At 34.5% G+C, this 21496-nt stretch carries 24 protein-coding genes; 9 read left to right on the forward strand and 15 right to left on the reverse strand.

Annotated elements, in window-relative coordinates:
- Window positions 1–91: 91 nt before the first annotated feature.
- Entirely contained in the window at window positions 92–907 is an 816-nt protein-coding gene (locus tag RMN97_RS10995; protein WP_309614570.1) for a hypothetical protein, read from the reverse strand.
- A gap of 200 nt (window positions 908–1107) precedes the next feature.
- Between RMN97_RS10995 and gcvP the strand changes: the two genes are divergently transcribed.
- The 8 genes from gcvP (at window position 1108) to RMN97_RS11035 (ending at window position 9897) form a co-directional block, all read left to right on the forward strand.
- Window positions 1108–3951, forward strand: a complete 2844-nt coding sequence (gene gcvP, locus RMN97_RS11000) for an aminomethyl-transferring glycine dehydrogenase (protein WP_309614571.1) — start codon at window positions 1108–1110, stop codon at window positions 3949–3951.
- Between the two features lie 126 nt (window positions 3952–4077).
- The gene (locus RMN97_RS11005) at window positions 4078–4464 is read left to right on the forward strand and encodes a group III truncated hemoglobin (RefSeq protein WP_309614572.1); all 387 of its coding nucleotides are present in this window, start codon (window positions 4078–4080) and stop codon (window positions 4462–4464) included.
- Between the two features lie 116 nt (window positions 4465–4580).
- The gene (locus RMN97_RS11010; RefSeq protein ID WP_309614573.1) at window positions 4581–5639 is read left to right on the forward strand and encodes a ketoacyl-ACP synthase III; all 1059 of its coding nucleotides are present in this window, start codon (window positions 4581–4583) and stop codon (window positions 5637–5639) included.
- An 87-nt stretch (window positions 5640–5726) separates the two neighbouring features.
- Complete coding sequence (locus tag RMN97_RS11015; RefSeq protein ID WP_309614574.1) at window positions 5727–6251, forward strand: methyltransferase; 525 nt, start codon at window positions 5727–5729, stop codon at window positions 6249–6251.
- A gap of 361 nt (window positions 6252–6612) precedes the next feature.
- Window positions 6613–7251 carry a WG repeat-containing protein gene (locus RMN97_RS11020; RefSeq protein WP_309614575.1) on the forward strand — a complete coding sequence of 213 codons (639 nt, stop codon included), beginning with the start codon at window positions 6613–6615 and terminating at the stop codon, window positions 7249–7251.
- A gap of 99 nt (window positions 7252–7350) precedes the next feature.
- Complete coding sequence (locus RMN97_RS11025; RefSeq protein ID WP_309614576.1) at window positions 7351–8199, forward strand: glycosyltransferase family 2 protein; 849 nt, start codon at window positions 7351–7353, stop codon at window positions 8197–8199.
- 187 nt (window positions 8200–8386) lie between these two features.
- Window positions 8387–9133, forward strand: coding sequence for an ABC transporter permease (locus tag RMN97_RS11030; protein ID WP_309614577.1), 747 nt, complete (start codon window positions 8387–8389; stop codon window positions 9131–9133).
- Window positions 9133–9897, forward strand: coding sequence for an ATP-binding cassette domain-containing protein (locus RMN97_RS11035; RefSeq protein ID WP_309614578.1), 765 nt, complete (start codon window positions 9133–9135; stop codon window positions 9895–9897). Before RMN97_RS11030 ends, RMN97_RS11035 begins: the two co-directional genes overlap by 1 nt.
- Before the next feature lie 28 nt (window positions 9898–9925).
- Here RMN97_RS11035 and RMN97_RS11040 read toward each other — a convergent pair whose 3' ends face one another.
- The 14 genes from RMN97_RS11040 to RMN97_RS11105 form a co-directional block, all read right to left on the reverse strand.
- On the reverse strand, window positions 9926–10987 hold the full coding sequence (locus RMN97_RS11040) for a mannose-1-phosphate guanylyltransferase (protein WP_309614579.1): 1062 nt from the start codon (window positions 10985–10987) through the stop codon (window positions 9926–9928).
- A gap of 54 nt (window positions 10988–11041) precedes the next feature.
- Window positions 11042–11644 carry a SprT-like domain-containing protein gene (locus RMN97_RS11045; RefSeq protein ID WP_309614580.1) on the reverse strand — a complete coding sequence of 201 codons (603 nt, stop codon included), beginning with the start codon at window positions 11642–11644 and terminating at the stop codon, window positions 11042–11044.
- An 18-nt stretch (window positions 11645–11662) separates the two neighbouring features.
- Window positions 11663–11926, reverse strand: coding sequence for a four helix bundle protein (locus tag RMN97_RS11050; RefSeq protein ID WP_309614581.1), 264 nt, complete (start codon window positions 11924–11926; stop codon window positions 11663–11665).
- A 119-nt stretch (window positions 11927–12045) separates the two neighbouring features.
- Complete coding sequence (locus RMN97_RS11055) at window positions 12046–12729, reverse strand: SDR family oxidoreductase (RefSeq protein ID WP_309614616.1); 684 nt, start codon at window positions 12727–12729, stop codon at window positions 12046–12048.
- Window positions 12730–12858: 129 nt separating this feature from the next.
- On the reverse strand, window positions 12859–13554 hold the full coding sequence (locus RMN97_RS11060) for a hypothetical protein (RefSeq protein WP_309614582.1): 696 nt from the start codon (window positions 13552–13554) through the stop codon (window positions 12859–12861).
- 5 nt (window positions 13555–13559) lie between these two features.
- Window positions 13560–14435, reverse strand: coding sequence for a D-alanine--D-alanine ligase (locus RMN97_RS11065; RefSeq protein WP_309614583.1), 876 nt, complete (start codon window positions 14433–14435; stop codon window positions 13560–13562).
- A 187-nt stretch (window positions 14436–14622) separates the two neighbouring features.
- The gene (locus RMN97_RS11070) at window positions 14623–15345 is read right to left on the reverse strand and encodes an NRDE family protein (RefSeq protein ID WP_309614584.1); all 723 of its coding nucleotides are present in this window, start codon (window positions 15343–15345) and stop codon (window positions 14623–14625) included.
- Entirely contained in the window at window positions 15333–15821 is a 489-nt protein-coding gene (locus RMN97_RS11075) for a DinB family protein (protein WP_309614585.1), read from the reverse strand. Before RMN97_RS11075 ends, RMN97_RS11070 begins: the two co-directional genes overlap by 13 nt.
- Before the next feature lie 44 nt (window positions 15822–15865).
- Entirely contained in the window at window positions 15866–16255 is a 390-nt protein-coding gene (locus RMN97_RS11080) for a DoxX family protein (RefSeq protein ID WP_309614586.1), read from the reverse strand.
- A 104-nt stretch (window positions 16256–16359) separates the two neighbouring features.
- Window positions 16360–16821, reverse strand: coding sequence for a YHS domain-containing (seleno)protein (locus RMN97_RS11085; protein ID WP_309614587.1), 462 nt, complete (start codon window positions 16819–16821; stop codon window positions 16360–16362).
- A 98-nt stretch (window positions 16822–16919) separates the two neighbouring features.
- Complete coding sequence (locus tag RMN97_RS11090) at window positions 16920–17813, reverse strand: hypothetical protein (protein ID WP_309614588.1); 894 nt, start codon at window positions 17811–17813, stop codon at window positions 16920–16922.
- 4 nt (window positions 17814–17817) lie between these two features.
- Window positions 17818–18234, reverse strand: coding sequence for a DM13 domain-containing protein (locus RMN97_RS11095; RefSeq protein ID WP_309614589.1), 417 nt, complete (start codon window positions 18232–18234; stop codon window positions 17818–17820).
- An 82-nt stretch (window positions 18235–18316) separates the two neighbouring features.
- On the reverse strand, window positions 18317–18994 hold the full coding sequence (locus tag RMN97_RS11100) for a Crp/Fnr family transcriptional regulator (RefSeq protein ID WP_309614590.1): 678 nt from the start codon (window positions 18992–18994) through the stop codon (window positions 18317–18319).
- Window positions 18995–19107: 113 nt separating this feature from the next.
- Window positions 19108–20244: an acyl-CoA dehydrogenase family protein gene (locus RMN97_RS11105; RefSeq protein WP_309614591.1), complete on the reverse strand. Its 1137-nt coding sequence runs from the start codon at window positions 20242–20244 to the stop codon at window positions 19108–19110.
- A gap of 95 nt (window positions 20245–20339) precedes the next feature.
- Between RMN97_RS11105 and RMN97_RS11110 the strand changes: the two genes are divergently transcribed.
- A complete protein-coding gene (locus RMN97_RS11110) occupies window positions 20340–21425 on the forward strand; it encodes an anhydro-N-acetylmuramic acid kinase (protein WP_309614592.1) in 1086 nt (361 codons plus the stop codon).
- Window positions 21426–21496 lie beyond the last annotated feature (71 nt).

Here is a 21496-nt window from a genome sequence, read left to right on the forward strand (position 1 = left end):
ACTTTAAGTTGTTTGCGTTAGGGATTGGAGCTAGCTACCATGTAGCGCGGAAAGCCCGACCTCGTTTTTTGGAACGAGGAAACGCCCAAATTTAGCTGAAGACCAGAAGTAAAACCCACCACAAAATCGGAATACTTTCTGCCCAAAATGTGCTGTAATATTTTGATTGTTTTTCGTGGGCAAAAAGTAGAAAAAGAAAAATGGTAAAAGCTACTCCCAATCTGACAAACAATGACGGAAAGCTAAAATCAATTTGAAAAAAACATAACAAGATAAAAAGTAACAATAATAAACCACCAACAATTTTTGTCTTTTCCACACCTATTTGCTGTGGTACTGTTTTTAAATTGGGATCATCAACCTGCAAATCGATGATTTCAAAAATCAATATCAACACAAAAATTAAAATAAACCGCTGGACTGCAATCACAAAAACATATAGCGTTAATGTAATTCCGGCATTAATGATTGGTAAAAACAAGGTTACTCCAACCCAACACAAAGCAACAATATAAATTTTGACACCAGCCCAATTTCGTGCATTTTTTCGATTTGGGAAAAAAGGTAAAGTATACAATATTGTCAAAATCAAAAAAACAAAAGCAATAATTTTTGTAGTTTCTTCCAGTTGGAAAAAGTAATAACCCGTTGCTAAAAAAGATAAGAAACTCAAAACAGCAATCCCCTTTAATTCACTCCGCATTTGTAGTTTTTGTATTCGAGCCAAAGCATCGTATTTCACAAAATTATAACCGACGATTGTACCAAAAAAAGCAAATAAAGCTGACGCATCTATTTTGGCTATATCAAACAAATAACCCGTCATTCGCACCAAAGCATAAACAGATAGCGCAACATGAATACTGCTGTTGATATAAAAGTCGAGAAGCTTCTTTAAATAGTGCATGTTTCAAAAATACGCAAACTGTTAATAAGAAGTCGTTTTGGTTGAAAATTTGTCAAAATATTAGACTTTGTTTAGCACAGAATTAAAACATTAATAATTACTTTTGTCTGCTTTAAAACGAACTTGTTTCCGTTGCTAAAAACAATACCGTTCGCCAACGGAACAAGGCACAACTAAACACACTTAGAACATACAATTTAATGAGAACAGATGCATTTGCACTACGCCACATAGGTCCACGTGATAGTGACCTAAACCACATGTTCGAAACCATAGGAGTTGAAAACTTTGACCAACTGATTTACGAAACGATTCCGGATGATATTCGTTTGAAAAACGACCTGAATTTGGATGCGCCAATGACAGAATATGAATATTTAAATCATATTCAGGAATTGGGCAAAAAAAATAAAGTATTCAAATCCTATATCGGTTTGGGCTATCATCCTACGATTGTTCCAGCTGTTATTCAAAGGAATATTTTTGAAAACCCTGGTTGGTACACAGCCTATACGCCTTACCAAGCTGAAATTGCACAAGGAAGATTGGAAGCCATTTTGAATTTCCAAACTACAGTTATCGAGTTAACTGGAATGGAAATCGCAAATGCTTCTTTATTAGACGAATCAACATCAGCGGCTGAAGCAATGGCGTTATTGTTCGATGTTCGTTCTCGTGACCAAAAGAAAAACAACGCTAATAAATTCTTTGTTTCGGAAGAAGTGTTGCCACAAACCATATCCGTTTTACAAACACGTTCTACTCCAATTGGTGTCGAATTAGTAATTGGAAACCACGAAACTTTTGATTTTTCTACGGAGTTTTTTGGAGCGATTTTACAATATCCGGGAAAATACGGTCAAGTAAATGACTACGCCGGATTTATCGCGAAAGCAAAATCAAACGAAATAAAAGTTGCGGTCGCTGCCGATATTTTATCATTGGCAAAACTAACTTCTCCGGGAGAAATGGGCGCCGATGTTGTAGTTGGAACAACTCAACGTTTCGGAATTCCGATGGGTTATGGCGGACCACACGCCGCGTTTTTTGCAACCAAGGAAGAATACAAACGTTCCATGCCGGGAAGAATTATCGGTGTGACGATTGATACAAACGGAAACCGTGCATTGCGTATGGCGTTGCAAACACGTGAGCAACATATCAAACGCGAAAAAGCGACTTCTAATATTTGTACGGCACAAGTTTTACTAGCCGTTATGGCCGGAATGTACGCGGTTTATCACGGACCAAAAGGATTGCAATATATAGCCAATAAAGTTCATTCATCAGCTGTAACTTTAGCAGATGTTTTGAATAAATTAGGCGTTTACCAAACAAATTCAGCTTTCTTTGATACGCTTTCTGTAAAAGCGGATGCGCAAAAAGTAAAAGCGATTGCCCAGAAAAACGAAGTAAATTTCTATTATGTTGATGCGGATACGATTTCAATTTCATTAAACGAAACCACTTCGATTGCTGACATCAATCAAATCATTGCGATTTTTGCGGAAGCTACCGGAAAAGATAAAGTAACCATTGCTAATTTATCAACTTCTGATAATTTCGTTTCAGGATTGGAAAGAAAATCAGCTTTCCTGATGCACGATGTTTTCAACAATCATCTTTCTGAATCTCAGTTGATGCGCTATATCAAAAAATTAGAGCGTAAAGATTTATCGTTAAATCATTCTATGATTGCGTTAGGTTCTTGTACGATGAAATTGAATGCTGCTGCCGAAATGTTGCCGTTATCAATGGCAAACTGGAACAACATTCACCCTTTTGCTCCAATTGAGCAAGCACAAGGATACATCACGATGCTTAAAAAATTAGAGCATCAATTGAATGTAGTAACCGGTTTTGCAGGAACAACTTTGCAACCAAATTCGGGTGCTCAAGGAGAATACGCAGGACTTATGACGATTCGAGCTTACCATTTATCACGCGGTGACAATCACAGAAATGTATGTTTAATTCCATCATCTGCTCACGGAACCAATCCGGCTTCTGCAGCAATGGCCGGAATGCACATTATTGTAACCAAAACTATGGAAAACGGTAATATTGATGTGGAAGATTTAAGAGCAAAAGCCATCGAACATAAAGATAATCTTTCTGCCTTGATGGTAACTTATCCTTCGACCCATGGTGTTTTTGAAAGCGCCATTTGCGAAATCACCAAAATTATTCACGACAATGGCGGTTTAGTTTATATGGATGGCGCGAATATGAATGCACAGGTTGGATTGACCAATCCGGCAACCATTGGTGCTGATGTTTGTCACTTAAACTTACACAAAACTTTCGCTATTCCTCATGGTGGTGGTGGACCAGGAGTTGGTCCAATTTGTGTGAACGAAAAATTAGTGCCTTTCTTGCCTACGAATCCAGTGATTTCAGTTGGTGGAAACCAAGCCATCACAGCTATTTCTGCTGCGCCTTATGGTTCGGCTTTGGTTTGTTTGATTTCGTATGGTTATATCAAAATGCTTGGCGCACAAGGTTTGAAAAGTTCAACAGAACATGCCATTTTGAATGCCAATTATATGAAAGCGCGTTTAGAAGAGCATTATCCTATTTTATATTCTGGAGAAATGGGACGTGCTGCACACGAAATGATTTTGGATTGCCGTTCGTTCAAACAAAACGGAATTGAAGTTACTGATATCGCGAAACGTTTAATGGATTATGGTTTCCATGCACCAACGGTTTCTTTCCCTGTTGCTGGAACTTTGATGGTTGAACCAACAGAATCGGAAGATTTAGCTGAATTAGATCGTTTTTGTGATGCCATGATTTCCATCAGAAAAGAAATTGATGTGGCTTCTACTGACAATGTAAATAACGTATTGAAAAACGCGCCACATACTTTGGCGATGCTAACTGCTGATACTTGGGTTTATCCATACACACGTGAACAAGCGGCTTATCCGCTGGATTATATTCACGATAATAAATTCTGGCCAAGCGTTCGTCGTGTTGATGATGCGTATGGCGACAGAAATTTAATTTGTTCTTGTGCGCCAATAGAAGCATATGTTTAAGAGATTAAATTCCAATACTAAAATCCCAAATTCCAAATGTGAGTTTGGGATTTTAATTTTAAAAGCTGATTTAAATCAGTAAACCAGAAAGCAGTAATTTATATTTTTGTTCCAATTAAAGAATCAATGCACGACATTCAAACACAAGAAGACCTATATTTACTAGTTGATGAGTTTTACAAAAAACTACTTTCGGATGCATCTATAAGTTATATTTTTACGGACGTAGTTAAGATTAAAATCGAAGAACATTTGCCAATATTGGTTACGTTTTGGTCACAAGCTATTCTTGGAACTGGAGGTTATGTAAAGAATTTGACTCAAATACATTTGGATGTGAATGCCAAAGAATACCTTTCGCCTGAGCTGTTTAAAATTTGGCTCGCCCATTTTTTTACTACTGTTGATGAAAGTTTCAAAGGTGAAAAAGCAGAACAAATAAAAACCCAAGCTTTAAGCATTGGTACTATAATGCAGATAAAAATAGCGCAAGAAAAAGGCAAAAAAATGTGATTTTCTCAATTTTAGTAATCAATATTAAAAATATTCATAATTAAATTTTGATTATTTAAATTTGAGCAACATTCTATGGCTTTTATTTTTAATTTCGCAATGAAATATTTAAGATAATGAATATAAAAATAACAGGTTCTGGAAGTTATATTCCAACAGAAATAGTATCCAATAAAGATTTTGCCGAACACGTTTTTTTGAATGATGACGGAACACCTTTTCCACATCCGAATGATATTGTCGCAGAAAAATTTCTAGAAATAACTGGTATTCAGGAACGTCGCTATGTTACCGATGATTTGCAAACTTCCGACATTGCTTTTATTGCTGCAAAAAGAGCCATTGAAGATTCAAAAATTGACCCAGAAACTTTAGATTATATCATCTTTGCACACAACTTTGGAAACGTAAAAAAAGGAGCTATTCAAACCGACTTATTACCAAGTTTGGCAACTAGAGTAAAATTTGATTTGCGTATAAAAAACCCAAAATGCGTTTGCTACGACATGCTTTTTGGTTGTCCGGGTTGGGTTGAAGGTGTTATTCAGGCACAAGCTTTTATAAAAGCCGGAATGGCTAAAAAATGTCTGGTCATTGGAGCGGAAACCCTTTCTCGCGTAGTTGACATGCACGACAGAGATTCTATGATTTATTCTGACGGTGCTGGTGCCACTATCATTGAAGCTACTGATGAAGAAGGCGGAATTTTAGCCCACGAAACAGCAACCTTTACTTATGATGAAGCCTATTATTTATTTTTTGGGAATTCTTTTAATAAAACGCATGATCCTGATGTGCGCTATATCAAAATGCACGGAAGAAAAATTTACGAATTTGCTTTAAGTCAAGTCCCAAAAGCAATGAAAGAATGTCTTGAGAAAAGCGGCATCGATATTAAAGATATTAAAAAAATTCTAATCCATCAAGCCAATGAAAAAATGGATGAAGCAATTATTCAAAGATTCTATAAACTTCACGGTCAAACGCCGCCTGATGAAATTATGCCGATGAGTATTCACAAATTAGGAAATTCAAGTGTAGCAACCGTTCCAACATTATATGATTTATTGGTAAAAGGAGAACTCGGAAATCATTCGATTGAAAAAGGGGATATTATCCTTTTTGCATCCGTTGGCGCCGGAATGAATGTCAATGCTATCGTTTATAAAATGTAATTTTTAACTGTTTATAGTTTATGGTTTATGGTTTATAGTTAATTTTGCCCTGATAAAACCACAAACTATAAACCACAAACTGTACTAATGTACGAGAAGACATATCCAAGCAAACGATTTACTTTAACGTTAGCTTTTCTGCAAAAACACATTCAAACTTCAGAAACCATTTTTGATCTTGGTGTGACAAATCCATTTTCAAAAATCATGGAAGAAAATGGCTATACGGTCATCAATACTAAAGGTGAAGACTTAGACAACGACCAAACAGCATTACAAAATGAAATCTATAAAGTCTTTACCGGTTTTGAAATTTTTGAGCATTTGTTAAATCCATATACAGTTTTGGAAAACGTAAAATGCGACAAATTATTAATTTCGATTCCGTTGCGATTATGGTTTTCACCGGCTTACAGAAGTAAAACCGACAAATGGGACAGACATTACCACGAATTTGAAGATTGGCAATTAGATTGGCTTTTAGAAAAAACAGGTTGGAAAATTATAGATCGTCAAAAGTTCACACATCCGGTAAAAAAACTTGGCTTTCGTCCTTTATTGCGTTATTTCACTCCACGTTATTATATGGTTTATGCTGAAAAAGTAAAATAATTGTTGCTTTTTAGTTGCTCCTCTAAAACCATCTAAATTAGATGGTTTTTTTATGTCATTTTTTCACAATTTTTTATAATCATTTGAATTTCAACAGCATGTGTGTGTTTTTGTTTTATAACCGTTAACGTCAGCCTACAAAATTGTTAAATAGTTGATTAAAATTTAATTTTTTAAGAATTTTGTCAAAGTGCAAGATTTGTTAAAATTTTAGTTTAAAAAAACTGTAATTGTAAGTTATTATATATTTTTTCTTGCTTTTTTTAAAAATATATGCATTTTGTCGATTTTATTTGTCATTTAATCGACAATGTAAGTATGTTTGAAAAGTATTTAAACAAAACCCTAAAATCTATTATTTATGAAAAAATTAATCACGTATTCGATGTTGGCAGTTTGCACTTTTTCTTTCGGTCAAAAATTATTTATTGTTAAATCAAATGAAAAATTTGGTGTTGTTAATGAATCAGGAATTGAAATCATTAATACAAAATACAATGCTATAGAAGAATTTGATAAACTACATACAAACTGGGCAAAAGTAGAACTAAATAATCTTTATGGATTTGTTCATAAAAGCGGAAAAATTGTAGTAGAACCAAAATATCAAAAAATAGATAATTTTGATGTTTATCACCAAGGTTGGGCTATGGTAATGAAAGATGGAAAATATGGTTTCATCAACAATACAGGAAAAGAAATTGTACCTACAATTTATGACAAGTTTGGTGAATTTGGTGAATTCAACAAAGATTGGATACTTGTAGAAAATAAAGGCCTAAAAGGTTTTATTGACAATGAAGGAAAAGTTGTTGTTGCCATTAAATATACTTATGTGGAAAAATTTGATGTTGTTAAAAAGAACTGGTCTTTAGTTAAAGACACTAAAGGAAAACTTGGATTTATCGATAAAACAGGAACAGAGATTGTTCCAGTTTCATACGATAGTATTGAAGCTTTTACAAATAAGAAAACTACTGAAATAGCAGACTTAGATTAATTAACCTTACACTCTATAATTTTAAAGAGATTTCATTTTAAGAAATCTCTTTTTTTGTGCTTTAATTTTATCTTTGCTCGAGAAAAGATAATCACATCTATGAAGTATTACATTGTCATTCCTACTTATAATGAAGAAAAATTTATTACACTAACATTACAAACGTTGGTGGAGCAAACGGTTTTGCCAAAAAAAATAGTTGTGGTCAATGACAATTCTACTGATAAAACTGAAGAAATTGTTTCAGCTTTTGCTAAAAATTATTCGTTTATTTCGTTAGTCAATAAAACTTCCGAAGCAATTCACCTTCCTGGAAGTAAAGTAATTCAGGCGTTTCAAAAAGGTTTAGAGACTTTGGATGACAACTATGATTTCATTGTAAAAGTAGATGCGGATTTGATTTTTCCAAATAATTATTTTGAAACCATAATTTCTCATTTCAAATCAGATTCAACAATCGGAATGGTTGGAGGCTTTGCTTATATCGAAAAAAATGGGAATTGGATTTTAGAAAACCTAACCGATAAAGACCATATTCGTGGTGCTTTTAAGGCATATCGCAAAGAATGCTTCCAACAAATTGGCGGATTAAAACCAGCCATGGGTTGGGACACTGTTGATGAATTACTTTGCAAATTTTACAATTGGAAAGTTGTCACCGATGAAATGTTAAAAGTAAAACACCTAAAACCAACTGGTTCCAATTACAATAAAACTGCGCGTTACAAACAAGGCGAGGCTTTTTACAGTCTAGGTTACGGATTTTTCATCACTTCAATTGCCTCGTTAAAACTAGCAATGCGAAAAGGAAAACCTTTATTATTCCTCGATTATATTAATGGGTTTTGGAAAGCAAAATCGGCAAAAGAACCACTTTTGGTTACAGCGGAACAAGCCAAATTCATTCGGAATTATCGCTGGAAAAAGATGAAGGAGAAATTATTCTAAGAAAGGTGCGTTAGGGATAGTAGTGAAAATCCTTTTGTTTTGTCATACCGAGCGCAGTCGAGGGAATTTTCACAAAACAAAAGATTGTAACGGATAGCCCGACCTGAAAGGAAACGCCCAAAAAAACTCTCAACTCATAACTTATAACTCATAACTTCTCCCTATTTTTGACAATATTTTTTAACTCATGATGCTAGTCCGATATTTATCGCAAATAGGAAAATATTTCCTGATGTGGAAAGAGATTTTCAACAAACCAACAAAATGGTCAGTCATGAGAACCTTAATCTTCAAAGAAATTGACGATTTAATTATCGGTTCCCTTGGAATTGTTGCCTTTATTTCTTTTTTCGTTGGTGGTGTAGTTTCAATTCAAACGGCTTTGAACTTAACCAATCCGTTAATTCCAAAATACCTTATTGGTTTTGCAACAAGACAATCCGTAATTCTAGAATTTGCACCTACGTTTATCTCCATAATCATGGCAGGAAAAATGGGTTCTTTTATAACCTCAAGCATAGGTACAATGCGCGTTACCGAGCAAATTGACGCTTTAGAAGTTATGGGAGTTAATTCACTGAACTACTTGGTTTTTCCAAAATTGACTGCCTTATTACTCTATCCTTTTGTGATTGGAATTGCGATGTTTTTAGGAATTTTTGGTGGATGGATAGCGGCAGTATATGGCGGATTTGCCTCGAGCAATGATTTTATCAACGGACTTCAGCAAGAGTTTATTCCGTTTCATATTGCTTATGCGTTTATTAAAACATTTGCTTTTGCCTTAATTCTTGCTACTATTCCATCCTTCCACGGCTATTATATGAAAGGTGGCGCGCTCGAAGTTGGAAAAGCAAGTACGGTTTCATTTGTGTGGACAGCAGTGACGATTATTTTGGTAAATTATATATTAACCCAATTACTTTTGACCTAATGATAGAAGTAAAAAACGTAGAGAAATCTTTTGGCGATGCTAAGGTTTTAAAAGGGGTTTCTACCATTTTTGAAACTGGTAAAACCAATTTAATTATTGGTCAAAGTGGTTCCGGAAAAACGGTTTTGCTCAAAAGTTTACTCGGAATTCATACACCTGAAAAAGGAACAATTTCTTTTGACGGGAGAATTTATTCCGATTTAAATCCAGATGAAAAAAGAGCGCTTCGCACCGAAATCGGGATGGTATTCCAAGGAAGTGCGCTTTTTGACAGCATGACAGTGGAAGAAAATGTTGGGTTTCCGTTAAAAATGTTTACCACTAAAACCGCTGCCGAAATTAAAGAGCGTGTTAATTTTGTAATTGACAGAGTTGATTTGAAAGAAGCACATCATAAAAAACCTTCTGAACTTTCGGGCGGAATGCAAAAACGTGTGGCGATTGCCCGTGCGATTGTGAACAATCCGAAGTATCTTTTTTGTGATGAACCAAACTCCGGACTCGATCCAAAAACAGCTATTATAATTGACAACTTGATACATGAAATCACGGTTGAATACAACATTACTACGGTTGTCAATACGCACGATATGAACTCGGTAATGGAAATTGGCGAAAAAATAATCTTTCTGAAACAAGGGATTTTAGCTTGGGAAGGAACCAAAAAAGACATTTTCAAAACCGACAACGAAGCCATAACTGACTTTGTATATTCGTCTAATCTTTTCAAGAAAATTAGAAAAGCACAGAATAAAGAAGAATAAAAAAAGAGCTAATATTGCTCCTTTTCTTTTATAATTTATTAGCTAATGCCGTTATCCGTTTGATATCTTGCTCTTTGCTTTTTGGATAAATCATCAGTACATTTTCATTATCCACAATAATGTAATCATCCAAACCGTCTATAACTACGAGTTTTTTTGCTTCAGAACGAATGATGTTATTGGATGCATTTTCCAAAATTACAGTCGCATTCACCACCGTATTATTGTTATCGTCTTTGTCTAATTTGTCATGTAGTGAACCCCAAGTTCCCAAATCATTCCAATCAAAAGTGGCTGGCAAAACGTAAACATTATTTGCCTTTTCCATCACAGCATAATCAATCGAAATATTTTCTGCTTTTTCATAATTCGTTTGGATAAATTGCTTCTCACTGTCGGTATTATAACTTTCAGAACCTTGCTGAAATAATGCATTCATTTGTGGTTGAAATTTTTCAAAAGCTTCTGTAATAGATTTTACACTCCATATAAAAATCCCACCATTCCAAAGGAAATTTCCAGAATCTAAAAATGCTTTTGCCGTTTCATAATCCGGTTTCTCACGGAACTGAGTTACTTTCTTAATTGGATTTGTATCGGCCTTATCAAATTCGATATAACCAAAACCAGTATTGGGAAACGTGGGTTGAATTCCCAAAGTCATCAGTGCATTCCCTCTTTGACAGAAGTCAAAACACTGTTGTAAATTTCTTGAAAAGGTATCTTCATCTTCAATCCAGTGGTCACTTGGCGCGACAACCATAACGGCATTTGGATTTTGCTTTTGAATTTTTAATGACGCAAATAAAATACATGGCGCCGTATTTCTCATTGCCGGTTCTAGTAGCACTTGCTCTTGTTTTACCATTGGTAATTGTTCCAAAACTAGGTCGTTGTAACGCTCGTTAGTCAATATCAAAATGTTTTCTATCGGAATCAATTTCGATAAACGACTGAAGGTTTTTTGTATCAACGTATCGCCCGAACCCAACATATCGTGAAACTGTTTTGGGAAATCGGCTGTGCTTACCGGCCAAAATCTTGAACCAACACCACCAGCCATTAATATTGCGTAATAATTTTTATTCATTTTAATAAAGTAACTAAGTTGCTAAGGTACTAAGTTGCTGAGTTTTTTATACTATCAGCCTGGTAAAATTTCAACCTCAGCATTGGCATTAAACAAATAGAGTCTTCCTGTTTTGACTTCCAAACATTCGTAACGCTTTACGCGTAAGCCTTTCTTTTGAAAAATTCTACCATTTTTTATTCGGAACATACTACCGCTTGGGACTTCGTGTATGAAATGAACATCAGGTTTTCGTTCATCAAATTGCTTCAGCGCAAAAGCCAATCGGGCATCGGTATCGCTACTCGCGGTTGGATTTCGGAAATGATTCGCTACTAAAGGTAAGACAGAATGTGGAAATATTTCCGGACGAATAAAGGGAACCATTAAACGCTGAAAGGTGATTTTCCATTCGTTGCCGTGAGGTTTTATATACCTTCCATATTTTTCATAAGCCACCAAATGCGAAATCTCATGAACTAATGTAATTAAAAATCGGTATTTATTCAAATTGGCATTGACTGTAATTTCGTGTTTTCCACCAACCGCTCTTCGATAATCGCCATGACGCGTTTGTCTCTCGTTAACGATTTTGAGATGCACGTTATTTTCTTTGATTAATTCAAAGCATGAAATTACGGCGTGTTCGGGAAGATATTTGGATAAGACTTCGCTCAATTAGTTATGAGTTATAAATTATGAGTTATGAGTTTTTTTCGATGTTATAATTATGCTTCTTATAATTTTTAAAACTTCTTCACATTGTGGGTAAATACTTTTGAATTCTTCAACTGAAATGTAATTGGTCTCTTTTAAAAGTTCTAGCCAGTACATAGTCTCATCACATTCTTTTTGAGAAATTGATAATTTATGAATGAAATCAGATTTGCTTTGAGCATTAACTGCTTCTCTCACATTAGCACCAACTGAAGTAATCGAACGCAAAAACTGTTTGCTCATCACAAACTCTTTTTTATCCGAAACTAAACTCTTATAAATTTAATTCCAGAAACCGCTAATTCAAAACTTTTTGTCTTAATGATACTTTCACTCATAACTTATAACTCATAATTTATAACTTACGGAGTACTAGATGAAACCTGAATTATTTTTCCGTTATGGTATTTATTTCCCGTTAAGGCAAAATTGAAAATATAATCGGCCATTTCTTTGGCAGAAATTGGAGCTTCATAACCCGGGAAAGCTTCTTGCAACATTTCGGTATTAACCGCACCAAGTGCTAATACATTGAATGCAATTCCTTGTTCTTTGTATTCTTCTGCCAATAATTCAGAAAGTGTAATTATTGCTCCTTTACTGGAGCTGTATGCTGAAAGTCCTGCGAACTTCATGCTGCCTTGAATTCCACCCATGGAACTTATCGAAACCACATGACTCCCTTTTTTCAAATAAGGCAAGCAAATTCGGGTAAGATTTGCAACTCCAAAAACATTGACTTTATAGACATTTTCAAAATCTTCTTGTGTAGTTTTTCCAAACGGTTTGTTGACTAAACTTCCAGCGTTATGAATGATAATATCCACTTTTTTCCATGTTTGCGAAATAAAATTGTCAACCGCAATAAGTTCATTTTCTTTGGATAAATCAACGGAGAGACAAGTGATGTTTGAGTTTCCTAATAAACTATTTGGTGTTTTTCGGGAAATGGCTAAAACGTGATGACCGGCATTGGCAAACTGCAAAGCCAGCTCAAATCCGATGCCACGTGAAGTTCCTGTGATTATGATATTATTACTCACAATTTAAAAATTGTTTTTTTGGTGTTCGTGACCCGAGCCCAAAGGGCGAACTGATGTTAATAATCTTCGATTTCATTTGCAATTTTAAGTCTGGTAAATATAACAAAAGTTGGGAAATGAAACGGTTGAAATTTAGCGATAATACTTTTTAAAGAACTTGACTCCCTGAAAAACTCCCAATCCAACAAACACCAACGGAATAATGATTTGCATTAAATATTTAGACAAAAAATCAACATTAGAAGCAAAATAATGAAGCGAAAGAATCAACACCAACATACCACAAAATGTTCCGACTACGGTTCCTGAAACATAGAAGTATTTTCCTGATTTCGAAACTTCAATATATTTTCCGTTTAAAAGCCAAAGATTCCAGCCAGTCCAAAACGGAATTTGGATAAAATTCAAACAACTTAATACAATTCCCAAAACAAATGGTGAATAATCAAACGAAGTGGAATAATCTGTTTTTGAATTTGAGCCAAAATAAAAACCAGCGGCCAAAATAAACATAAACACCACCGAAAAGCCTTCAATATATTTGGTTAGTTTTTCATTGGCAGCTAATTTATGGGCAAAAATCAATGTCAAATAAATTACTAAAAACTCAATACAAATTACACCTGCCAAATACCAAATTGTTGGTTGAAGTCCAGATTTTTGAAACACTTGAAAACCAACTACATTCAAATATCCCAACGGAATAGAACCGATGAAACTTACCAGAAAACCAACGAATATGTTCTTTAAATTTATCATTACTTTAACCATGAACTTGTGTGAGATTCCTCCTTCGTCGGAATGACAAAAAGGGATTAGGAATGACAAAAGAGTTAAAAATTTACAATTTTATTACTTTGTTTCAAATGTAATCTATATTGTTCTATTCCAACTTTATGAGACAAATACGGAAATCCACGTTTGTGATTTTCAACACTGATTTGGAACATATAACTAATGTGACGCGCCAATTCTTTCCATGCAAAAAAGAGTGAATGTTTTGGATCATAGATATGCGTTGGTTCGCTAGCTGATCCGTTTAACTCTACAATAGAGAAGTTTTTGCCTTCTTCTAATTCTTCCCAAGTGTTGTACATCAAATCCATTCTGCCAAAATAAAACTCGGGAATCTGTAAACACATTACGTCAATAACTTTCGTTAATTCAGGAGAAATTAGATTACTATAATCTAAGAATTTGGCACCACGAGCATGATTCCCATAAGGCACTAAATTTCGCTTTTCGCCTTTGTCTAAAATAGTTTTTAGTTGATTGCCGTATTCTTTTTCGAGTGCTTTTAATTGGAATTCGTAACGCGGATTAACTTTCAATAATGCTGAAATAGTCGAACAACCATCACCTTCAATGATTAGAAATTCTTTAGCTACAATTCCGGTGATTTTTCCACTTTTTTCATTAGGAAAACGCACATAGAAAATTCCAACTTCGTTTTCATACGGAATCAAATCCTGTACTAAATAATCGAAATTGGCTTTGTTGTGATAGGCTTTTAATTCTTCTAAATTGGTTACTTTTTTAACCGCTGAACCACGAAGACCAATATCCGGTTTTACAATAAAAGGAAATTTAATTTTTGATGTTTCAAGCAACTTTTCGACAGCATCAAAAGGTATTTTTTCTTTAACGAATTTTGTTGTTGGATAAAACTTTTGTGGAATTAAATCATAGATTTCTATTTTGCTATCCATAACAAAACCACCGTTTTTCATCGTTGGATTACAGGTATTAAAAAAGAAAATAGTCCTTGCTTTTAAGGCATAATATACCCATAAAAAATAAATAGGAATATAGACAATTTGAAATGGCCAATATTCCCAATGGAAGAGTTTATGGAGAAATAGTCGCAAATAGTTATAAGTTATGAGTTATGAGTTGTCAGACGGAAATAAAGGTATTGGAAAAATCCCGTTCGGCAATCAAATCATTGTAATGAATTGCAACTTTATTTTTTTCGATAACTGTTTGGGTGATGCTCAAGGTTTTCAAGGTGTCATTCCTGTTAATAACCAATCCATGTTCGGTGTTTTCTTCTTCGGTATAGCGGTGGAAATTAAATAGTTCATCTGCATTTACTTCTGGCTTGTTCCCGAAGCCTCGGGACAGAAAAGTATAAAACCAATTGGCTCTTTTTTCTCTGATTTCTTTTGAATACAAGGTTGAGGAAGACCAAATGTGATTTTGATTGGTATCTAATACTTTCGTATTCTTATCAATTTCATTCCACTGCAATTGATAAAGCTTTTGATTTTCAAAAAGTACCAATGTAAAAGGTTCAATGTTTTCTAAATCGATGTTCTTCCATTCCGCAATAGCTGATTTACTGCTGATTAATTCTAATACTATCAAACCGCGACTTTTTCGATAACTTTCTTTAAGAATATGCTTTTCATCGGCACCATTTAAAAGCACTAAAATAGTAGAATGCTCATCAATAGCAAACCATGTTCCGCCGGCTTTTTTGTCTTTTGGAAAGATGATTTTTTTGTTGTTGATGCCATAATTTTTGGGTTCAATGGCATTTGGTCTTAGTGTTTTTTCATCACGATTAGAAGTGATGATGATTTTGCCATTGGCATTGACAAAACTTACTGTGCACATTGTCTTCTGTATTCGATTGTAGATGGTGCAACTCCAAAATCAGGATCAATTTTCAAATGCTCCAACTGCAAAACTGCCACTTTTATTAAAGCTTGATGATGAATACAATGCTCCAAATTGTACAATAACTCTCTGTAATAATTGCTTTCGATGTGCAATTCTTCTTCATCAACAATTTGTTCAAGCAGTAATTTTTTATTGTCTTTTTCTAATTGATTTCTGATATCAGCTAGACATTGCAACGCAAAATGAGTATCCGTTTGGATTCGGCAATCTCGATTTCTTCTATCATAATTCACAACGCCATTTTCATATTGATTTTCCAAACAGTGAAACATTTCGATTATATGTCTCGTGTGTTCACCAATTGTTGAATTACTCAAACCTTTACATGGCATGGTAAAATCATCATTAGAAAGTTGATTTAACAACAACTCTAATTCATTTAAGGTTTTGTGCAAAGAGGATATGAGCATATTTTTTTATAACTTAATTACGATTTTTATAATATCTCAGTTTTTTATATTTTAAACCTTAGCAAATCCTGAATCTTATTTCTGTTTTGGATGATTAACACCGTACAACAAAGTAAAGTAATTATTGCCAAAATAAATAATTCTCCACCATCATTTTTTACATCAATTCCCAACACAAATACGTGTGAAAAAATAGCACCAAGCATGGTTCCTGCTCCTAATAATGCGCCAAGTAAAGTAGTTCGTGGAATGAGAATTAAAATCGAAGCAATCAATTCAACTATTCCTGAACCAATTCTTCCAAAAGGTTCAATACCTAATTTAGTAAAAATATAAACGCTTTCTTCTGCTCCGGTAAATTTGAAATATAAAGTTTGTACAAGGATGATTACCGCTATTAGTTTGACAATCCAAGTGAATAATGCCTTTTTCATTGTTTAGATTTTAATTAAATTGATTTTTTTAAAGCCCTTCGAATGCACTTCGTCTGAGCTCAGCATAAACTTCTATGGGTGACACTGAAAACTGCGACTGAACACTAGTTAATAAACTTCTTCCAGTTCGCGTCCGCTTTTTTCTTCAGGTTGACCTCATCTTTATTCCAGCTTTTCAAAGTGTTATTAAAAAACGCATTGTAGAATAAATTCAATTTTCCATCTACGATTTTGAAGGTTTCCGGATTAACTTCAACTTTTTCTCCGTTGGCACCCATTGCATAAGAACACCAGCCACCATATTGCGGTTCGTAGCCTGAAGGATTTTTAGCAAATGTTTCTTTATTAGCTAGCGAAGAAAAATTATAAATCACGCCTTCATAAGTTGATGCCATAGTCGCTTTGCCTTTCACCGCTTTTTTCTGCGTAAAATAAGCTACAGGATCATATCCTTGAATGGCTACTTTTTTATCCAAATTAAATTCGGTTATCCTTTTCGAAGCAGTTTGTCCAAAAGTTGTTGCCGAAATAAAGGCAACTAATAAAATTAAAATTTGTTTGTTCATGATTGTTAAATTTAGTTATTTTTTTATAAGACAAAGATATATCAGGTAAAAAATTGCCTTTGTCTGCTACTTTACATTTATGGCAAAAAAGATTATTACTAAAATGAATATCGGTATTGAAGTCCGGCAACAAAACTTCTGGTCAATCCGTCAGGGCGAACATCTCTAACTACAAATGGTGTTGCCAATGAAAGCTCCAAACTGCTTTGTTTACTTATATTGTATGATGTAATCAAGTTTCCGTTTATGGTTAAACCGTCAGAACCTTTGATGCTTTCTCTTTGTCCAAGAATGTTTTCAAAACTATCTTCACCCAAATGATAAATTAAGAGAATATTGGGTTTGAATGTAAATTTTTTATTGGGTGTTTTTATCGAATAGGTTGCTCTTAGTAAAGCATCTGATTTTCGTTCAAACAAATTCGTAGATGGAAAATCATCCGTTCTTCCATATTCTTTGAAATAAGAATTCTTATTCAGATTAAACACCGGAATTTGAAGTGCCGCATTAAAATCCCATTTTTTATAACTAAGATTAGTTCCCAAAAACAAATCTACCGTTCCCAAACTCGATTGATAATCCAATGGTAACGAGTAACCATTAATTTTTAAATTAGAAGCCGTAAAAGGAAATTTCCAACCTAGTAAAGCGCCCCATTGTTTTTTGTTATTTTCTTTGAAAGTATAATTACCGATTAAGAATGCATCTCCAAATTGACTTCTGGTGCCAAAACTTCCATGTGCCATAGAAAAAGTGACTTTACTGGTAAAAGAAAAGCTATCATTGAACCGTTTGGTATACAAAACATAAGGTGAAACATAACGAACATCCGATTCACCTGTGCCAAAAATTGCAGCAATTTCAATATGGTTTTTAAAACTTTTTTCTTCGGTAGTAAAACCGTGATTGATGGAACAAATTCCGGCATCACTGCAACCTTGAGAAAACGCATTATTTACAAATAGTACAACTATCAAAACTAACTTTTTCATAATTCTAATTTTGAATTAGTTCCGCCACAGCATACAAATGACTGTATTGCTGACAATGAATAAGCACATGAGAATAATCATCAATGTTTACAGATGACGGAATTGGATAAACCGTTTGAGAAGTCAGATTTCCGAGGTTGACAAAATCTGTTGGCGTTGCGGCTTTTGATAAATAAACTTTTAAATCGGGACCGCTTGAAATACTAAAATCTTCTAACTGCACTTTGTATTCAGTGCCTTCTAGATAAATTTTGGCTTCGCCAGAAACTACAATCCCATTTGTTGGCACAAAAGTTCCATGGTATTTTAGCATAGCCGCTGGAGTAATTGGAACGCTGTTTTCCAAAGTGTGCGTTAACTCGCCTTCTACTTGGCAAGACAAAATCAGGAATAAAATTGGAAATAGAATTAGCTTTTTCATGATCGATTTATTTTGATACTACAAAGCTAAATCTATATGAAACGGGAAAATGTCGGGTAGTTTACATTTGGGGTGAAAAATATTATAATTTCGAAATATCTTCTATAATAATCTCTTTCCTTCCATAATGCATCAATCCGTTCCCTTCCAGTTCGTTTAGCAATGACGTAGCGGTTTGGCGCGAAGTACAAATAATTTGGGCAATATCGTTTTGTGTAAGGTAATTTTCGATAACAACACGGTTTCCTTCCTGTTTCCCATCACGTTCTGCCCATTCTTTTATAAAACTGAGCAATCGCGTTTTCGCATCTTTGGAAATTAAGTTGGCATAATTATTTTTGATGCGTTTCATTTTCAAACCAACGAACTTGGTATAAGACAATGCTAGACTAGGATTACGCAACAACAAATCTTCAAAGTCCGACATCAAAAAACTGCAAATAGCAACTTCATCGGTTAAAGCTTTGGCATACTCATTAGAGTTTCTGTCGTTTTCGAGTTCTAATTCGCCAAACAAATCGCCTTTTTGTATAATATCTTTGATGGTCTCGTTTCCGTCTTCATCGATAGAAACAATTTTAATATTGCCTTTTTTGAGTAAAAAAACACGTGGCACATCAGAAGAAGAAAAATAAATAACATCGCCTTTTTTGGCTTTCTTAAAACCTGTGATAATGCACAATTGTTTGATTTGTGACATACTCAATGTCCAAAACAATTTATGATCACGTAAATACCAGTATTTTAGTTCTTCATACATTAGGTAAAAATAGTAATTTTTTCAAATCAAAAAACCCTTTCATTGCTGAAAGGGTTTAGTGATTATTAATTTTAAATTTTAAGAATTATTGTTCTCAAATATAAGAAAAAAAATTATACCAATCCACGAGAAATTACAATTCTTTGAATTTCCGAAGTTCCTTCATAAATCTGCGTAATCTTAGAATCACGCATCATTCGCTCTACGTGGTATTCGGCAACATAACCGTTTCCACCATGAATTTGAACCGCTTCATTGGCAACTTCCAAAGCAATTTCCGAAGCATATAATTTTGCCATTGAACCTGAGTGCGCAATGTCTTTTCCTTCATCTTTTTCACAAGCGGCTTTCATAATCAAAAGTTTAGCAGCCGTAATTTTCACATACATATCCGCTAATTTGAACGCAATGGCTTGGTGTTTGAAAATTTCTTTGCCAAATGCTTTACGCTCATGCGAATATTTTAAAGCCAATTCATAAGCACCGGTTGCAATTCCCAAAGCTTGAGAAGCAATACCGATTCTTCCTCCGTTTAAAACATTCATTGCGAAATTAAAACCGAAACCATCAGCACCAATTCTGTTTTCTTTTGGAACTTTCACATCGCTAAACATAAGTGAATGAGTATCGCTTCCGCGGATTCCCATCTTCTTTTCTTTTGGACCAATTTCAAATCCGGCCCAACCTTTTTCTACGATAAAAGCATTGATTCCTTTGTGTCCTTTTTCTACATCAGTTTGTGCCATCACTAAATAAGTCGAAGCAGTTCCGCCGTTTGTAATCCAGTTTTTAGTTCCGTTTAGTAAATAGTAATCGCCCATATCTTTGGCAGTAGTTTTTTGTGAACTCGCATCACTTCCCGCTTCCGGTTCAGATAAGCAAAATGCTCCTATAACATCGCCTTTTGCTAAAGGCACTAAATATTTCATTTTTTGTTCTTCCGAACAATATTTTTCCATTCCCGCACAAACCAAAGAATTGTTTACCGACATGATAACCGCTGCCGAAGCATCCACTTTAGCTATTTCGGTTATGGCCAAAACATAAGAAACACTGTCTAATCCTGCGCCACCATATTTTGGATCCACCATCATTCCTAAGAATCCTAATTCCGCCATCATTTTCACTTGTTCCGTTGGGAATTTGGAATGTTCGTCTCTTTCAATTACGCCAGGCAATAACTCTGCTACAGCAAAATCTCTCGCTGCTTGCTGAATCATTAACTGTTCTTCGTTCAAATTAAAATCCATAGTTATGAAGATTTGTGTTTGTTGTTTCTTTAATTTTGGTGAGCAAAAATAGAATATAAAAGTTAAAATTTCAAACGTTTTCGTAAATTTAGCCAATGTTTAAAGAAACCTACAATGTTATCGGAGTAATGTCAGGCACATCGCTTGACGGGATCGATTTGGCACACATTCATTTTTCGATAGTTGATGATAAATGGAGGTTCAAAATTCTTGAAGCCGAAACGGTTTCTTATAACAAGGATTGGTTGGAAAAACTTAAAATTGCCGTTGACTTTTCAGAATCAGAATTGCAGCAACTGAATGAAGATTATACCGTTCTTTTGGCAAATATTATCAAAACATTTATCGAAAAACATGATTTGAAAAACCTTGATGCAGTATGTTCTCACGGACATACCATTCTGCATCAGCCACAAAATGGCATTACGCTTCAAATTGGAAATCTTCCTAAAATCGCAAAAGGTATTGGTCAGACTGTTGTTTGTGATTATAGAGTGCAAGATGTTTTGCTCGGCGGACAAGGCGCACCATTGGTTCCTATTGGTGACCAAATTTTGTTTTCAGAATATGATTATTGTTTGAATTTAGGTGGCTTTTCTAATGTTTCGTTTGAGCAAAATGGGAATAGAATCGCTTTTGACATTTCTCCGGTAAATACCGTTCTGAATTTTTATGCAAATCAACTCGGATTGGATTATGATGATAAAGGGAAAATTGCGGGTTCAGGAAAACTCAATACTGATTTATTGAATGAATTGAATAGATTGGATTATTACAAAAAATCGTTTCCAAAATCACTCGGATTTGAATTTGTGAAAACGACTGTTTTGCCATTGATAGAACGATACACTATGTCAATCGAAGATAAGATGCACACGTTCACTGAACATATTGCCATCCAAACTGCTGTGGCTTTAGATTGCTTCGAAACTCGCAATGAAAAACGAAAACTATTAGCAACTGGTGGCGGAACCTATAATGATTTTTTGATGGAACGAATGCAGTTACACTTACCTCAACTTGAAATAATCATTCCCGATAAAAAAACTATTGAATTCAAAGAAGCTTTGATTTTTGCGCTGCTTGGCGTTTTAAAATTACGTGGTGAAATCAATGTTTTGAGTAGTGTTACTGGCGCAAAAAATGATCATTCTGCTGGGTTTATTTTAAGCGGACTATAATTTTATGCTAATCGTATTTCCTATATTTGCAGCATACACGAGACCATAAGGTCGAACTGACGAAGTAAACA

The organism is Flavobacterium sp., from assembly GCF_031381455.1.
Classification (GTDB): domain Bacteria; phylum Bacteroidota; class Bacteroidia; order Flavobacteriales; family Flavobacteriaceae; genus Flavobacterium.

Coding starts and splice junctions, on each gene's coding strand:
- RMN97_RS10995 (WP_309614570.1), bottom strand. CDS start 907: ATGCACTATTTAAAGAAGCTTCTCGACTTTTATATCAACAGCAGTATT.
- gcvP (WP_309614571.1), top strand. CDS start 1,108: ATGAGAACAGATGCATTTGCACTACGCCACATAGGTCCACGTGATAGT.
- RMN97_RS11005 (WP_309614572.1), top strand. CDS start 4,078: ATGCACGACATTCAAACACAAGAAGACCTATATTTACTAGTTGATGAG.
- RMN97_RS11010 (WP_309614573.1), top strand. CDS start 4,581: ATGAATATAAAAATAACAGGTTCTGGAAGTTATATTCCAACAGAAATA.
- RMN97_RS11015 (WP_309614574.1), top strand. CDS start 5,727: ATGTACGAGAAGACATATCCAAGCAAACGATTTACTTTAACGTTAGCT.
- RMN97_RS11020 (WP_309614575.1), top strand. CDS start 6,613: ATGAAAAAATTAATCACGTATTCGATGTTGGCAGTTTGCACTTTTTCT.
- RMN97_RS11025 (WP_309614576.1), top strand. CDS start 7,351: ATGAAGTATTACATTGTCATTCCTACTTATAATGAAGAAAAATTTATT.
- RMN97_RS11030 (WP_309614577.1), top strand. CDS start 8,387: ATGATGCTAGTCCGATATTTATCGCAAATAGGAAAATATTTCCTGATG.
- RMN97_RS11035 (WP_309614578.1), top strand. CDS start 9,133: ATGATAGAAGTAAAAAACGTAGAGAAATCTTTTGGCGATGCTAAGGTT.
- RMN97_RS11040 (WP_309614579.1), bottom strand. CDS start 10,987: ATGAATAAAAATTATTACGCAATATTAATGGCTGGTGGTGTTGGTTCA.
- RMN97_RS11050 (WP_309614581.1), bottom strand. CDS start 11,926: ATGAGCAAACAGTTTTTGCGTTCGATTACTTCAGTTGGTGCTAATGTG.
- RMN97_RS11065 (WP_309614583.1), bottom strand. CDS start 14,435: ATGGATAGCAAAATAGAAATCTATGATTTAATTCCACAAAAGTTTTAT.
- RMN97_RS11070 (WP_309614584.1), bottom strand. CDS start 15,345: ATGTGCACAGTAAGTTTTGTCAATGCCAATGGCAAAATCATCATCACT.
- RMN97_RS11075 (WP_309614585.1), bottom strand. CDS start 15,821: ATGCTCATATCCTCTTTGCACAAAACCTTAAATGAATTAGAGTTGTTG.
- RMN97_RS11080 (WP_309614586.1), bottom strand. CDS start 16,255: ATGAAAAAGGCATTATTCACTTGGATTGTCAAACTAATAGCGGTAATC.
- RMN97_RS11085 (WP_309614587.1), bottom strand. CDS start 16,821: ATGAACAAACAAATTTTAATTTTATTAGTTGCCTTTATTTCGGCAACA.
- RMN97_RS11090 (WP_309614588.1), bottom strand. CDS start 17,813: ATGAAAAAGTTAGTTTTGATAGTTGTACTATTTGTAAATAATGCGTTT.
- RMN97_RS11095 (WP_309614589.1), bottom strand. CDS start 18,234: ATGAAAAAGCTAATTCTATTTCCAATTTTATTCCTGATTTTGTCTTGC.
- RMN97_RS11100 (WP_309614590.1), bottom strand. CDS start 18,994: ATGTATGAAGAACTAAAATACTGGTATTTACGTGATCATAAATTGTTT.
- RMN97_RS11105 (WP_309614591.1), bottom strand. CDS start 20,244: ATGGATTTTAATTTGAACGAAGAACAGTTAATGATTCAGCAAGCAGCG.
- RMN97_RS11110 (WP_309614592.1), top strand. CDS start 20,340: ATGTTTAAAGAAACCTACAATGTTATCGGAGTAATGTCAGGCACATCG.